Raw genomic sequence first — 13581 nt, 5'->3', positions numbered from 1 at the left:
CGATGCTGCGCGGGAAAATCACCCTGAGCCGATCGGGCGCCGTCCTGGAGGGCCCGGGTGCGAAGCCCCTCCAGCTCGCCGGCCCGGTGACCGCCGCGACCGGCGGCGGCCGCGGGGGAACGGCGCTGACCTGCACCGTCGACCCGGCCGGCGACCCCAGCGGGAAGGCCGTTCTCCTCATCCTGACCTGGGACGCGCAGATGGTGCGACTCATCACGGAGACCGTTTCCGGCCCCGCCTGACCCGTGCCGCGGACCGGGCCCGAAACGAATCCCGGAGAACCCCTCGCCGCACACCCCGCACCGTCAAGTCCGCTGATCGATTGATAAGTTGATCAGTAATGCGGCCGAACGGGGAGGCTGCTGTAAGGGGGCGCGGTGATCCGCGTAATGATTGTCGACGACGAAATTCTGCTGCGGTCGTGTATGCAGCGCATTCTGGAGAGCGAGCCGGACATCGAAGTGCCGCTCGCCTGCGACGGGCGAGATGCGCTCGAAGGGATCGACGCCCATCGGCCCGATGTGGTGCTGCTCGATCTCCGGATGCCGGAAGTCGACGGGCTGGCCGTCCTGGACGGGATCGACAGATGCACGACGTCGCCCGCCGTCGCGGTACTGACGACGTATCTGACCGACGAGGAGATCACGGCCGCGCTGCGCTCCGGCGCGTCCGGCTTCCTGCTGAAGGACGCCACTCCCACGGAACTCGCGCATTCGGTACGCGTGTTGGCTTCCGGCGGGACCGTGATGTCCTCGGCGGCGGCGCGCATCGTGGTCGACGGTTACCTCGGTGGCGGCCCGTGGCAGGACGAGCCGGACCAGCGCCTGGACTCGCTCACCGAGCGTGAGCGGCAGGTGTTGGACCTGCTGGCCGAGGGCCGCACCAACGCCGACATCGGCCGCCGGCTGATCATGAGCGCCTCGACGACCAAGGAGCACGTCAGCGCGATCCTGGCGAAGCTGGGGCTGGCCAACCGCGTGCAGGCCGCCGTCGTGGCACACCGCGCTGCGGCCGCCGAAGGCCGGAAGCGATCACTGGCCCTGGCCGGGACCCGCTGAGCGATCGACGGGTCCGGCTCCACCCTGTTTCCTCGATTGTGCCTCCGGCACGCTGTTTGGAGTGAACCCCGCATGGCCCTTGGCAACGCGCTGTACGACCAGAAACTGGCGAGCGTGTACGACCGCATGTACCCGATCGACCACGACACCGACCAGGCCGTCGAGTTCGTCGCCGGCCTCACGCCGGCCGGCGGCACCATCCTCGAACTGGGGGTCGGCAACGGCCGGGTCGCCCTGCCGCTCGCCGAGCGCGGCTTCGGGGTGCACGGCATCGACGGCTCGGAGGCGATGCTCGCCGAACTGCGCGAGCGCGACGCATTGGGCGCGGTCACCACGCAGTTCGGCGACTTCACCGAGGAGGGGAGCGGGCGGGTCTTCGACACCGTCACGCTCGTGCTCAACACCTTCTTCGTCGCGATCACCAAGGAGCAGCAGCTCGGCTGCCTGAGGCTGGTGCGGGAACAGCTGGCGCCCGGGGGCCGGTTCGTCCTGGAGGCGTTCGACCCGGCCCCGTACCACCACATGGAGAAGCGCGACTTCTCGATGCGCCATCTCGACGAGGGGGCCGTCATGCTCGACACACTGACCGTGGACCGGTCGCAGCAGTTGATGCTGTCCACGCACACCATCATCGACGGAGGAGTCCCGCAGACGCGGGAGCACCTGCTGCGCTACGCGTTCCCCTTCGAGATCGACCTGCTGGCCGAACTGTCCGGCCTGCGGCTGGTCGAGCGCGCCGAGGACTGGGCGGGCACGCCGTACACCGCTGCCAGCCTGCGGCACGTGTCGGTGTACGAGCGCGATCCCGGTTCGCCCTGGGTTGCCGGGGCCAGCTAGCGGGTTCCGGTCAGCTCGGTGGACGGGTACGCGGAGCCCACGAGCGGCAGCTCTGCCCGTACGGCGAATCCCCCGTCGGGGGTTGGGCCCGCCCGCAGCGCCCCTTCGACGAGCGCGATGCGCTCCTCCAGTCCGATCAGGCCGTAGCCATTGGTGGGTGCGCCGAGCGCCGGGCCGGGTTGCCGCTGGGTGCTCGGCGGCTCGTTGCGGACCTCTACGACGAGGCTGTCCCCCTGGGCGGACGGGCCCACGGTGACGACGACGTGTGCGCCGGGGGCGTGTTTGCGGACGTTGGTCAGCGCCTCCTGGACGATGCGATAGGCGGTCCGCTCGACAAGCGGGACGCAGGTGCGGCCGTCGGGGAGGTCGAGGTCGAGGTGGAGGACTGCGTCCAGCCGGGCCTCCTTGACCAGGGTGCGCAGGTTGGCCAGGCGGGCAGGGTCGCCTGCGTCGGCCCGTCCGCCCGCAGTGTGGCGCAGGACGCCAACGATGTCGCGGAGTTCCGCCATGGCGCTGGCGCTGTGGCGGCGCATTATTTCGGCGTCCTCGCGGACCGTGTCGTCCGGCGCGGTGCTCGACAGTGCTCCGGACTGGGCGGCGATGATACCGAGGTGATACGAGACGGTGTCGTGCATCTCGCGGGCCATGCGCGTTCGCTCCTGGGCAACGGCCCGCTCGGCCTCCAGGCGGCGGCCGTACGCCTGTGACGCGGAGAGTTCGGCGAGGCGCGCCCGCAGCTCGGAGCGGGTCCGGGCCAGAATTCCCACGCCGGCAGGTCCGATGCTGAACATCAGGGCCACTTGGACGGCGACCAGATGGTCACCCCACGTCATGGAGGAAGCGTCGACGGTGATGCCGGCCCACAGGCTCGCTCCGAACAGGGCTGACCCGGCACCCACGACTATGCGGCGTCGGACCGTACAGGATGCCACCGTGAACATGGCGATCATTGGGGCCAGCCAGAGGTAGCCGGTGGCCATGGACGGGAGGGTAACCAGCAAAGCCGTCACCGGGAACCTGCGACGCAGCAGGAGGACCAGAACTGCGGGCGTGCACACGAGCACGGACTCGGTGTCGAGGTAGCCCTGGAGGGGGAGCAGTTCCAGGGCAGCCACAGCGGTGACGAGTGCGTCGCCGGCGCGGGCCGTGCGGCGGCCTCGGAGGGGCGGGCCGCCGGAAGCGGGCGGTGAAGCCGAAACGGGTTCGGGCATGGCTGTGCTCATGTGGTGGTTCCTTCCCCCGGTACCTCACAGATGTGGGCCGCTACGCCCTCTCCGGCAGTATCTATGAACGGAAGTACGCGGGTATCACCGTGGTCGCCTGCTTTGATGGCCGAAGGTCCAAGTCCAGCCGTTGACTTCGGGAAGGCCAGGGCGACGGAGCACGGAGGGAAAGGGTGCGGGCGGGAGCCGTCCGTCCACCCCGCCAAGACCCCGACCGGGATACCGGCCGGGGTCTTCTGCGTTTCCCGGCCGCCCCCACTTCTCACCTGCCGTCCGCCCGCGGGTCGGTACCGGCCGCGTGATGCGGGTCTCGAGAGGCCCCGGCGTGACGCCGAGCAGTACGGCTGGGACAGGATGCGGCGGCTCAGGATCGGGGGAGGAGGGTGCCGGTGAGGAGGCCGTGGAGGGTGCAGGAGGCTGTTACTGCCCAGGTCGCGAGGAGGAACGCGTACAGGGCGACGGCCGGCCGGTCGTAGAAGTACAGGCCGGTGTGGTGGGCCAGGCCTTCCGCGCCGGTCAATAGAACCGGTCCGAGCCGACGCACCGCGGCGGCGGGCACGAGGGTCAGGCCAGGATCTTGGCCTTGGCCCGTTCGAACTCCTCCTGCGTGATGTCGCCCTTGTCCTTCAGCGTGGAAAGCTTGCTCAGCTCCTCCGCCGAACTGCCGCCGGTACCGGCGGACTTGCGGACGTACTCCCGGAAGGCCTCTTCCGATTGCTTGATCTGCTTCGCCTCCCGCTCGGCCATGCTGCGCCCGCGGGCGACGAGGTAGATGAGGACGCCGATGTAGGGCAGCAGCAGGACGAGGACCAGCCAGCCGGCCTTGCCCCAGCCGTGCAGGCTGTGGTCGCGGAAGATGTCCGTGACGACCTTGAAGAGCAGGAAGAACCACATCACCCACAGGAACAGCCACAGCATCGTCCAGAAGAGGTTGAGCAGCGGGTAGTCGTCCATGGTGTGTTCGGCTCCGTTCGCCGGCCAGGCCGGACTCGTGCGTCCGGACCGATTCCAGTCATACCGTCGGCTCAACGGGCGCGCCTTCGGAGTGCGGCCGGCCGGGTGACCCGGGTGGCCCCGTCAGCTCCCTTCCCGAGCGGGGGCGAGTCCGTCGAGTGCCGGGCCGGCGGCCACCGCCAGGGCCTGCTCCCCCGCCTGCAGGGAGTCGTACACGAAGTGGACCGCCGCGTCCTCGATGCCGCAGAAGCCGGAGATCCCCTCCCGGAAGGTACGGGCGACGACCTGGTCCCAGCCCAGCTCGGTGAACTGTTCTTCCGTGTAGCTGACCAGGCTGATCCACACCATCCGTTTGCCGGCCAGCCGGGGCTTGCTCCGGCCGTACGCGAACCCGTGGTTCCAGACCCGGTCGATCCAGCCCTTCAGGATGGCCGGGGGCCCGAACCACCACAGCGGGAAGACCACCACGAGCGCGTCGGCCTCCTCGATCCTTCGCATGTGGGCGTGGACCTCGGGGGAGTACGGCTTCTCGCGGTCGGCCCAGTCCGGCTCGTCCACCGGGCTCATGCGGGGGTCGAAGCCCTCCTCGTGGAGGTCGAGGACGTCCACCTCGAAGCCCTCGCGCACGAGCCGGTCCCGGGACCGGGCGGCGAGCTGGGCGGTCAGTGAATCGGTCCGGGGGTGGGCCACCACCAGCAGGGCTCGAGCCGGAACCTGCGTCTGCGTGGACGTGTGCGCGTCCGTGTGTGCGTCCGTGTGTGCGTCCGTGTGCAGCATCAGCGGTCACCCAGCCGGACCAGCATCTTGCCGGTGTTGGCGCCGCGCAGCAGGCCGAGGAAGGCCTCCGGCGCCCGCTCGATGCCCTCGACGACGGTCTGCTCGGTGCGCAGGCTGCCGTCCGCCAGCCAGCCCGCCGCCTTGCCGATCCACTCCGGGAAGAGGTCGAAGTGGCTGCTGACGAGCATGCCCCGGAGGGTCGCCTCCTGGGCGGCGGCCCGGAAGAGGTTGTCCGGGCCCGGCACCGGCGCGGTGGCGTTGTAGCCGCTGATCGCCCCGACCATGGCGATCCGCCCGCCGGGCCGGATGGTGCCGATGGCCGCGCGCAGGTGGTCGCCGCCGACCGCGTCCAGGTAGACGTCGACGCCGTCGGGTGCGGCCTGCGCGAGCTGCTCGTCGAGGCCGCCGGCGCGGTAGTCGACGGCGGCGTCGTAACCGAACACGTCGAGGAGCTTCTTGGTCTTCTCCGGGCCGCCGGCCGACCCGATCACCCGGGAGGCGCCCAGCTTGCGGGCCAGCTGGCCAGCCACGCTGCCGACCGCCCCGGCCGCCGCGGAGACGAAGACGACATCGCCCTCCCGGACCGGCGCGGTGCGGGTGAGTGCGGCGTAGGCGGTCAGGCCGGTGGTGCCGAGGGCGCCCAGGTAGGCGGCCGGCGGGGCGAGCGCCGGGTCGACGACGGTGGCCGTGGCCGCGTCCAGGACGGCGTACTCGCGCCAGCCGAGGAAGTGCGAGACGGTCGAGCCGACCGGCACGGACTCGGCGCGGGAGGCGATCACCTCGCCGACCGCGCTGCCCTCCAGGGCGGTACCGAGCGCGAACGGCGGGATGTAGGAGGGGGCGTCGTCCATCCGGCCGCGCATGTAGGGGTCGACGGACATCCACGTGTTCCGGACGAGGATCTGGCCCTCGGCGGGCTCGGGGAGTTCGGTGCTCACCAGGGCGAAGTGCTGCGGGCCGGGCGCGCCGACGGGACGGGCGGCGAGCTGGATCTCACGGGACGTTAGGGACATGGGAGTTGGCCTCCGGGGAATGGTCGGGGTGACCGGTCGTGGTCACGGACATCACGATGCGGGGGGCCGCGCACGAACCGCTGACGGTCCGCGCACGGCCGCCGACACGGCCGCCGACACGACCGCCCGACACGACCGCCCGGCACGGCCGTGCGGCCACCGGTTAGCGTGATCACATGCGTTTCGAGGTGCTGGGACCGGTCACCGTCCGAACCGACGACGGAACTCCCGTCCCCGTGCCCGAGGCCAAGGTCCGGGCCCTGCTGGCCGATCTGCTGGTGCACCGCGGCCGGCCGGTGCCGGCGGACCGGCTGATCGACGACCTGTGGGGCGACGCCGTACCCGGCAATCCCGCCAACACCCTGCAGACCAAGGTCTCCCAGCTGCGCCGGGCCCTCGCCAAGGCGGACCCCGCGGCCCGCGCCCTGGTGGAGTTCGGTCCGGCCGGCTATGCGCTGCAGGTGTCCGAGGAGGCGGTGGACGCGGGCCGGTTCGCGGCGCTCACGGCCCGGGCCCGGCAGCAGTCCGACCCGGCGGCACGGGTCTCGCTGCTGTCGGAGGCCCTAGGGCTGTGGCGTGGGGAGGATGCGTACGCCGACCAGCGCGATGCCGGCTTCGCGCAGGCGGCCGTCGCCGGGCTGGCGGAGCAGCGGCTCACGGCGTGGGAGGAGTGCGCGGAGCTGCGCCTCGCGTTCGGCGAACATGCCTTGCTGGCAGACGAGTTGGCGGCGCTGGTGGGGCGGAATCCGCTGCGGCAGCGGCTGTCGGCCGTTCTCATGCGGGCGCTCTACCGGTCCGGCCGGCAGAGCGAGGCGCTCACCGTGTACCGCGAGCTGCGGGAGCGGTTCGCGGAGGAGCTGGGCATCGACCCCGGGCCGGAACTCGCCGCGCTGCACGAGGCGATCCTCCGCCAGGACCCGGCCTTGGCACTGGAGCCGGGCCTGGCCCGGCCGGCCCTGGCGCCGGGGCGGGCTCTGGCCCCGAGCCTGGCCCAGGCTCCGGCTCCGGCTCCGGGCTTGGCCCCGGCTTTGGCTCTGGCCTCGGGCCTGGCCCCGGCTCCGGCCTCGGCCCTGGACCCGGCTCCGGCCTCGGCCCTGGACCCGGCTCCGGCCCTGGCCTCGGCTCCGGCCTCGGCTCCGGCCTCGGCTCCCGCACTGGCTTCGACCCTGTCCCCGGCTCCGGCTCCGGCCTCAGCTCCCGCGCTCGCCTCGGCCCCGTCCGCCGTGCCCGCCACGTCCGCCGGCGGACCATCCGGCGCCTCCCGGCAGTGGACCCGTACGAACCTGCCCGCGCCCGTCAGTTCGCTGGTCGGGCGGCAGGACGCGGCCGACCGGGTGTGCGGGCTGGCCGAGGCGGGTCGGCTGGTCACCCTCACCGGGCCCGGCGGGGTCGGCAAGACCCGGCTCGCGCTGGCGGCGGCATCCCGGCTGGCCGAGCACCGCGCGGAGGTGTTCCCCGACGGCGTCTGGTTCGTCGAGCTCGCCGGGATCGGAACCGACGCCGAGGCGGTGGACGCCGTGGCAGCCGCCCTCGGCATCCGCGACGGCGCGGACGGTGACGGGCCGGAAGGGCGCGAGGGGTACGAGGGGTACGAGGGGTACGAGGGTTCCGGCGGGCGCGAGGGGAGCGACGGGCGCGCGCCCGAGGACCGGCTGGCCGGTGCGCTGGCGGCGCGTCGGCTGCTGCTCGTCCTCGACAACTGCGAGCAGCTCGTCGAACCGCTCGCCGCGCTCGTCGGCCGGCTTCTGAGCCGGGCCCCCGGGCTGCACGTCCTCGCCACCAGCCAGGAGCCGCTGGCCCTGTCCGGCGAGGTCCTGGAGGCGGTGGCCCCGCTCGCCGATGCCGAGGCCATGGAGCTGTTCGCCGCCCGGGCCGCCGCCGGCGCCCCCGGTTTCGTCCTCGAGCCGGGGAACACCGAGGCCGTCGCCCTGATCTGCCGCCGGCTCGACGGCATCCCGCTCGCGCTCGAACTGGCCGCCACCCGGGTCCGGGCGCTCGGCGTGCACGCCCTGGCCGAGCGGCTGCACGACCGGTTCCGGCTGCTCAACCAGGTACGCCGGGACGCCCCGGCCCGGCAGCGCACCCTGCGCGCCATGATCGACTGGAGCTGGGAGCTGCTGACCCCGCCCGAGCGCATCCTGCTCGGGCGGCTCTCCGTGTTCGCGGGCGGGTTCACCCTGGAGTCGGCGGAGTCGGTGTGCGCGGGGGACGGCATATCCGCGGACGAGGTGCTCGACCTGCTCACCCGGCTCGTGGACCGCTCCCTGGTCGTACCGAGCGTCCCGGGCGTGCCGATCATGCCGGGCGCCCCGGGCGCCCCGGGCGTGCCGGGCGCTGCGGCTGTCCCTGCGGAGGGCACCCGCTACCGGATGCTGGAGTCCGTACTCGCCTACAGCCGGGAACGGCTCGACGAGACGGGCACGGCCCCGGACATCCGGCACCGGCACGCCCTGTACTTCACCGAACTCGCCGAGCAGGCCGAGCCCTTGCTGCGCGGACGGGAGCAGCGGCAGTGGCTGCACCGCCTCGACACCGAGTCCCTGAACCTGCGGGCCGCCCTGGACGCCGGACCGTTCGGGCTGCGCCTGGTCAACTCCCTGACCTGGTACTGGCATCTGCGCGGCCGGATCGGCGAGGCGGTCCGGTCGCTGGACCTCGCCCTGGCCCGGCACAGCCCCGACGGCCCGGACTCCCCGGACGGCCCGCACGCCCCCGGTCAGGGGCCGGACCACGCCTCGGCCCGGGTCCGGCGCGCCGCGTGTGCGCTGCTCACCGGGCAGGACGTACCGGCCGACCAGGACATCACCGGCGCGGACCCGCACGCCCGCTGGCTGCTCCTCTTCGCCCGCTGCGGCTTCGTCGGCCCGTCCGAGCTGGAGGCGGATGCCGCGGCGCTGGCGGCGCTGGGCGCGGAGTTCAAGGCGCTCGGCGACCGCTGGGGCGAGGCCGCCACGCTCGGGGTCCGCGCCACCCGCGCCCTGTACCAGGGGGACCTGCCGGGCCTGCGCCGGTACGCCGAGGGCGGCGCTGCCCTGTTCGCCGGGCTCGGGGACCGCTGGGGCGATCTGCTGACCGCCGAGCAGCTCGGCATCCTCGCCGAGATCGCCGGGGACTACGAGGCAGCGGCCCGGCTGCACCGGGACGGCGTACGGGACGCGGAGGAGCTCCGGCTCTGGACCAGCGCCTCCTTCGGGCTGGCCCGGCTGGGCCGGCTCGCGCTGCTGACCGGTGACGACGCGCAGGCCACGGAGTTCCACGAGCGGGCCCGGAAGCTGGCGGTCGAGCAGGCGCACGGTCCCGCGCAGCAGTTCGCGGAGACCGGCCTGGCCCTCGGGGCCCGGCGGCGCGGCGAACTGGAGGCGGCGGAGGCACTGTTGCTGCCCTGGCTGGAGTGGAACCGGCGCCTCGGCGTCGACTCCGGCGCCGCCCTGATCCTCGCGCAGCTCGGGTACGCCGCCGAGCAGCGCGGTGATGCGGAGCGCGCGCTGGCCCTGCACCGGGAGGGCCTGGCCGCTGCCCGCCGGACCGGCGACCCCCGGGCGCTCGCGCTCGCGCTGGAGGGTCTGGCGGGCGCCCATGCGGTGGCCGGCCGGCCCGAACGGGCCGCGTCCCTGCTGGGCACCGCCGCCGCCCTGCGCGACTCGGTCGGCACCCCGCTGCCCCCGGGGGAGCGCACGGACACGGACCGCGCGGCCGGCCGCGCCCGTACGGCCCTGGGCGAGCCGGCGTTCGCGGCCGCGTTCGCGCGCGGCCGCGAGCAGTCCCCCGACGGGATCGAGCCCGGCTGACCGGCCCCGCTCCCCTGTGGCGGGGCCGGCCGGCCGGGCGATGCACCGGGTGCCCGGGGTCCACAGGGCCGGAAGGCCGTTGCGAACCGCCCCGAGCGCCCGGGGTTCAGTGCGGCGGCGTCAGGCCGCCAGGGCGTGTGCCGTCCGGCGGGTCACCCGGCCCGCCAGGGCGAGCGTTGCCGCCGAGCACAGCGCGCCGAGGGCCAGGGCGGTCCACCACAGGGCCGCCGGGCCGACGGAGGTGTAGAGGGTGACGCCGAGGGTGAGGGCGGCGAAGCGGGACAGGCCCCAGGCCCAGCTGAAGGCACCCTGGTAGCGGCCGCGGGCGTGGGCCGGGGCCAGGTTGGCGATGGTGGCCGCGGCGATTCCGGCGCCCACGACCTCGCCGAGGGACCAGACGACCACCGAGAAGGCGAAGCCCAGGACGCCGTCCGCCAGGCCGGTCAGGGCCACTCCGAGAGCGACCAGCGCGCCGGCCGCGCTCTGTACCGGGAGCTGCGGCAGGTGCGCCAGCCGGGCCGTCGCGAACGGCTGGAGCAGGACCACCAGGGCCGCGTTGACCGCCGCCATCGCCCCGTAGACGGCCGGGGAGAGCCCGCTGTCGTGGATGGCCATCGGGAGGGCGACCTCGGTGAGCGAGTAGACGAAGAGCTGGACCCCGAAGACGGCCAGCAGCACCAGCAGCAGCCGGTCGCGGACCACCACGCCGTAGCCCGCCCCCGCCGCAGGCGACCGCGAGCCCGCCTTCGCCCCCGCCCCCGACTGCGAGGCCGCCACCGCCACCGGGCGGGCCGGCTCCCGCAGCCGGGTCGCGACCACGACCGCGTACACGACCATCGTGGTCGCGTCCACGGCGAACAGCAGCCAGTAGCCCTGCGCGGCCAGGAAGCCTCCCAGCACGCCGGCGACCGCCGTGCCGATGTTCACCCCCCAGCCGAGCAGCGCGTACGCCCGCTGCCGGCGCTCCGGGTCCACCGTGTCCGCCATCAGCGCGTACGCCGCCGGGCTCACCATCGCGCCGGCCGCGCTGACCAGCAGCGCCGCGGCGGCCATGGTGGCGACGCCCGGAGCCGCGAACAGCGCGCCCTGCGCGGCCGCCGAGCCGAGCAGCCCGATCAGCATCGTCGGGCGGCGCCCGATCCGGTCCGCCAGCAGCCCGCCGACCGCCGGGCCGAGCAGGTTGCCCGCACCCAGGGCACCGAGGACGTACGAGGTCTCGGTGCCGGTGACCCCGCGGGCGGCCAGGAAGAAGACGAGGAAGGGCGTGACCATGTAGCCGAGGCGGTTGATCACGGTGCCGGCGAAGACGGTCCAGACGGTGGGCGGGAGTCCGCGGAAGGTGGAGGGCATGCGAGGAGACTGCGGCCCGCACACCCTCGGCGCCGATTGATTAAGCTGAGACCGAATCCAACGCCGCGTGGAGGGGGCCGACATGGAGTCCGAGCTGAGTTTCTCCGCCACGGACCTGGCGCAGACGCGGTTCGCCGTCTCGCCCATGTGGGAGGTGGTGACCAGCTACCGGCTGCTCCGCGATCCGGCCGAATCCCCGGTGCACCACCGCTGGACCGCCCAGGTGTGGCCCAGGGTGGCCGCCGCCGGCCTGGACCGCGGCTGGCTCGCCGAACTGGTCCCGGCCCACGGCTACCTGGCCGACTTCCTCAACCCGGCCGCCGCCAGCCCGTTTCCCGAACTCGCCGCCGAGCTCGAGCAGATCCGGCGGAGCCGGCCGGACCGGGTCCGGGCGGATCTGGACCTGCTGGCCGACAACCGCATGCGCGACTCCCGGCCGCCCTCCGCCCGGCTCCGGCTGCTGCACGAGGCCCCCGAACAGGCCCTGGCCAAGGTCACCGAGGAGATCGAGGCCTACTGGGAGCTCGCCCTTGCCCCGTACTGGGCGCGGATCCGCCGGCTCCTGGAGGCGGACGTCTTCCACCGGGCCCGCCAGGTCGCCGAGCACGGAGCCGCGCACGTCCTCAACGAGCTCCACGAGACGGTCCGTTGGGACGACGGCACGCTGACCCTGCTGCGCCGGCACTGCACGCTCAGCCGGGACCAGGCGGGATCCGGCCTGCTGCTGGTGCCCACGGCGTTCGCCTGGCCCCGGGTGCTGACCCGGATCGCCCTGCCCGAGGTCCCGCAACTCGCCTATCCGGCGCGCGGGATCGGGAGTCTGTGGGAGCCCCGGGGGACCGGAGCCACCGAGGCGGTGGCCGCCGTGCTCGGCCGCTCGCGCGCGCTGCTGCTGGCCGAACTGGACACGCCCGCCTCCACCACCCGGCTCGCCCGGCTCTGCGGCCTGTCCGCCGCCGGGGTCTCCCAGCACCTGACCGCCCTGCGCGACGCCCGCCTGGTCACCGCGCACCGCAGCGGCCGGTCGGTCCTGTACGCGCGTACGGCCATCGCCGACGCCCTGCTGGGACTGCAGCCGGAGCCGATCACCCAGCCCGGGTAGCGGTCCGCCTCCCGGGAAGGCCGCACGGCCCCGGGAAAAGCCGCACGGCCCCGGGAAGCTCGCAGGGCCCCGGGAAGGCGATGAGGCGGGGACCCGGCTGGTGGTCCCTTCGGACCGGTGCGGGGCCCGCTACGTCAGTGCGGTCACGCACGTGTGGTTCGGCGCGATGGTCAGACCGTAGCGAGGGAGATCTCGGTCGCCTTGATCAGGGCGACGACGGAGTTGCCGGCGGCCAGGCCGAGCGCATCGACGGCGTCGGCGGTGATGGCGGCGGTGAGCCCGCCTCCGGCCACGTCCACCTTGACGGAGGCCATGGCCGGGCCGGCGGCGACATCGGCGACGGTGCCGGCCAGCTGGTTGCGGATGGAGATCCCGTCGACGGGACCGGTGGCCACGGCCACCTCGGTGGCCTTGACCAGCGCCGTGACGGCGGAACCGGCCGTGATGCCGAGGTCCTTGACGGCCTCGGCGGTGATGGCGGCGACGATGTCCTGGCCGCCCTCCAGCCGGACCTTGACGACGGCCATGGCCTCACCGGTGGTGACGGCGGTGACGGTTCCGGCGAGCTGATTGCGAATGCTCAGGCTCATGAAACGTTCCTCTTGTTGTCAGGGGGCGGACAGGATACGCACGTCCCCCGAGGAACTCCTGACCGTGAGGCGGGGTGTCGCGGACGGATCCGTCGGCACCGAGACCTCGCGGTCGCCGGACGAGGTGGACACGTCGACCCGGTACGGGCCGCCCGGCACCCGCAGCTTCAGATCGCCGGAGCTCGCCTCGGTCGCGACCGACCGGGGCGCCTTCGCGAACCCCAGGGTCATGTCCCCGGAGCTCGACTCGGCCTGGACGGTCGGCGCGCCCAGGGCCGTACCGGTGATGTCGCCGGAGGAGGTGCGTACGGTCAGCGGGCCGGCGATCCGGTCCGCCTTCACGTCCCCGGACCTGGTGTGCAGGTCGGCCGCCGCGACGCCGGTCACCTCGAGGTCCCCGCTGCCGCTGTCCAGCTTCACCGTCGCCGAGGCCGGCACCTTGAGTTCGTAGTCGATGGAGCAGTTGTCGTCGCAGCCGCCGTCGCTGAAGGTGAGCACCCCGCCGGACACCTTCTGGCCCGGCTCGGGCTCGCGGTCGCCCCGGTAGCGCACCGTGCGGTGGATCGTCACGCCCGCGCCGTCCCCGGGCGTGACGGTGACGGATCCGGACCCGGTGTCCTCCAGTTCGACCGCCGTCACGGGCTCCGTGACCGTGGCGTCGGCGGTGCTCGTCTTCCGCTTCTCGACCATGCCGCAGCCGGTGGTGACCAGCAGCCCCGCCGCAACGGCGGCGACCGTTGCGGCGACGGCGGCAGGGCGGACAGCACGGGCAGTACGGGCAGTACGGGCGGCACGGACGGTGCGGTAAAAGGCCATGCCCGCCATTCTGGGCAGACAGCCGCCCGGATCCGATGGTGCTGGACCCCGAACCACCCTGGGGTTAACCCCC

13 protein-coding genes and 1 pseudogene are annotated in these 13581 nt (G+C 73.6%); 6 read left to right on the top strand and 8 right to left on the bottom strand.

Features of this window, described 5'->3' with window-relative positions; genetic code table 11:
* The first annotated feature begins 2 nt into the window (after window positions 1-2).
* The 3 genes from AB0447_RS23645 to AB0447_RS23635 all read left to right on the top strand — a co-directional run bounded on the left by AB0447_RS23645 (window position 3) and on the right by AB0447_RS23635 (window position 1895).
* Window positions 3-242, top strand: a complete 240-nt coding sequence (locus tag AB0447_RS23645) for a hypothetical protein (RefSeq protein WP_366478712.1) — start codon at window positions 3-5, stop codon at window positions 240-242.
* Between the two features lie 147 nt (window positions 243-389).
* Complete coding sequence (locus tag AB0447_RS23640) at window positions 390-1058, top strand: response regulator transcription factor (RefSeq protein ID WP_366478711.1); 669 nt, start codon at window positions 390-392, stop codon at window positions 1056-1058.
* Window positions 1059-1130: 72 nt separating this feature from the next.
* Window positions 1131-1895 (top strand): class I SAM-dependent methyltransferase, encoded by a 765-nt coding sequence (locus AB0447_RS23635; protein ID WP_366478710.1) that lies wholly within the window; start codon window positions 1131-1133, stop codon window positions 1893-1895.
* Here AB0447_RS23635 and AB0447_RS23630 read toward each other — a convergent pair.
* From AB0447_RS23630 to AB0447_RS23610, 5 genes are all read right to left on the bottom strand, one after another.
* Complete coding sequence (locus AB0447_RS23630) at window positions 1892-3118, bottom strand: histidine kinase (protein ID WP_366478709.1); 1227 nt, start codon at window positions 3116-3118, stop codon at window positions 1892-1894. The genes AB0447_RS23635 and AB0447_RS23630 overlap by 4 nt on opposite strands.
* A gap of 364 nt (window positions 3119-3482) precedes the next feature.
* Window positions 3483-3638 carry a hypothetical protein gene (locus AB0447_RS23625; RefSeq protein ID WP_366478708.1) on the bottom strand — a complete coding sequence of 52 codons (156 nt, stop codon included), beginning with the start codon at window positions 3636-3638 and terminating at the stop codon, window positions 3483-3485.
* 44 nt (window positions 3639-3682) lie between these two features.
* On the bottom strand, window positions 3683-4072 hold the full coding sequence (locus AB0447_RS23620) for an SHOCT domain-containing protein (protein ID WP_366478707.1): 390 nt from the start codon (window positions 4070-4072) through the stop codon (window positions 3683-3685).
* Window positions 4073-4195: 123 nt separating this feature from the next.
* On the bottom strand, window positions 4196-4849 hold the full coding sequence (locus AB0447_RS23615) for an NAD(P)H oxidoreductase (RefSeq protein ID WP_366478706.1): 654 nt from the start codon (window positions 4847-4849) through the stop codon (window positions 4196-4198).
* Window positions 4849-5862, bottom strand: coding sequence for an NADP-dependent oxidoreductase (locus AB0447_RS23610; RefSeq protein ID WP_366478705.1), 1014 nt, complete (start codon window positions 5860-5862; stop codon window positions 4849-4851). Before AB0447_RS23610 ends, AB0447_RS23615 begins: the two co-directional genes overlap by 1 nt.
* Before the next feature lie 176 nt (window positions 5863-6038).
* Here AB0447_RS23610 and AB0447_RS23605 point away from each other — a divergent pair, with 176 nt between their 5' ends.
* Window positions 6039-9650, top strand: a complete 3612-nt coding sequence (locus AB0447_RS23605; RefSeq protein WP_366478704.1) for a BTAD domain-containing putative transcriptional regulator — start codon at window positions 6039-6041, stop codon at window positions 9648-9650.
* 120 nt (window positions 9651-9770) lie between these two features.
* On the opposite strand, the gene AB0447_RS23600 is transcribed toward AB0447_RS23605, so the two are convergent.
* A complete protein-coding gene (locus AB0447_RS23600) occupies window positions 9771-11000 on the bottom strand; it encodes an MFS transporter (protein ID WP_366478703.1) in 1230 nt (409 codons plus the stop codon).
* An 82-nt stretch (window positions 11001-11082) separates the two neighbouring features.
* On the opposite strand from AB0447_RS23600, the gene AB0447_RS23595 reads away from it, so the two are divergent.
* Together AB0447_RS23595 and AB0447_RS23590 are read left to right on the top strand one after the other, a co-directional pair.
* The gene (locus AB0447_RS23595) at window positions 11083-12102 is read left to right on the top strand and encodes a DUF5937 family protein (protein ID WP_366478702.1); all 1020 of its coding nucleotides are present in this window, start codon (window positions 11083-11085) and stop codon (window positions 12100-12102) included.
* Between the two features lie 79 nt (window positions 12103-12181).
* Window positions 12182-12283 (top strand): annotated as a pseudogene (locus AB0447_RS23590) (molybdopterin-dependent oxidoreductase); the annotation flags it as partial.
* Here the strand turns inward: AB0447_RS23590 and AB0447_RS23585 are convergent.
* Together AB0447_RS23585 and AB0447_RS23580 are read right to left on the bottom strand one after the other, a co-directional pair.
* The gene (locus tag AB0447_RS23585; RefSeq protein ID WP_366478701.1) at window positions 12273-12692 is read right to left on the bottom strand and encodes a TOBE domain-containing protein; all 420 of its coding nucleotides are present in this window, start codon (window positions 12690-12692) and stop codon (window positions 12273-12275) included. The pseudogene AB0447_RS23590 and the gene AB0447_RS23585 overlap by 11 nt on opposite strands.
* 18 nt (window positions 12693-12710) lie before the next feature.
* Window positions 12711-13508 (bottom strand): DUF4097 family beta strand repeat-containing protein, encoded by a 798-nt coding sequence (locus AB0447_RS23580; protein ID WP_366478700.1) that lies wholly within the window; start codon window positions 13506-13508, stop codon window positions 12711-12713.
* Window positions 13509-13581: the final 73 nt, after the last annotated feature.

The sequence above is a fragment of the Streptomyces sp. NPDC051211 genome, assembly GCF_040689505.1.
Lineage (GTDB): Bacteria > Actinomycetota > Actinomycetes > Streptomycetales > Streptomycetaceae > Streptomyces.
Note: the sequence above shows the minus strand (reverse complement) of the source record. Positions and strands in the feature narration are given on the sequence as shown.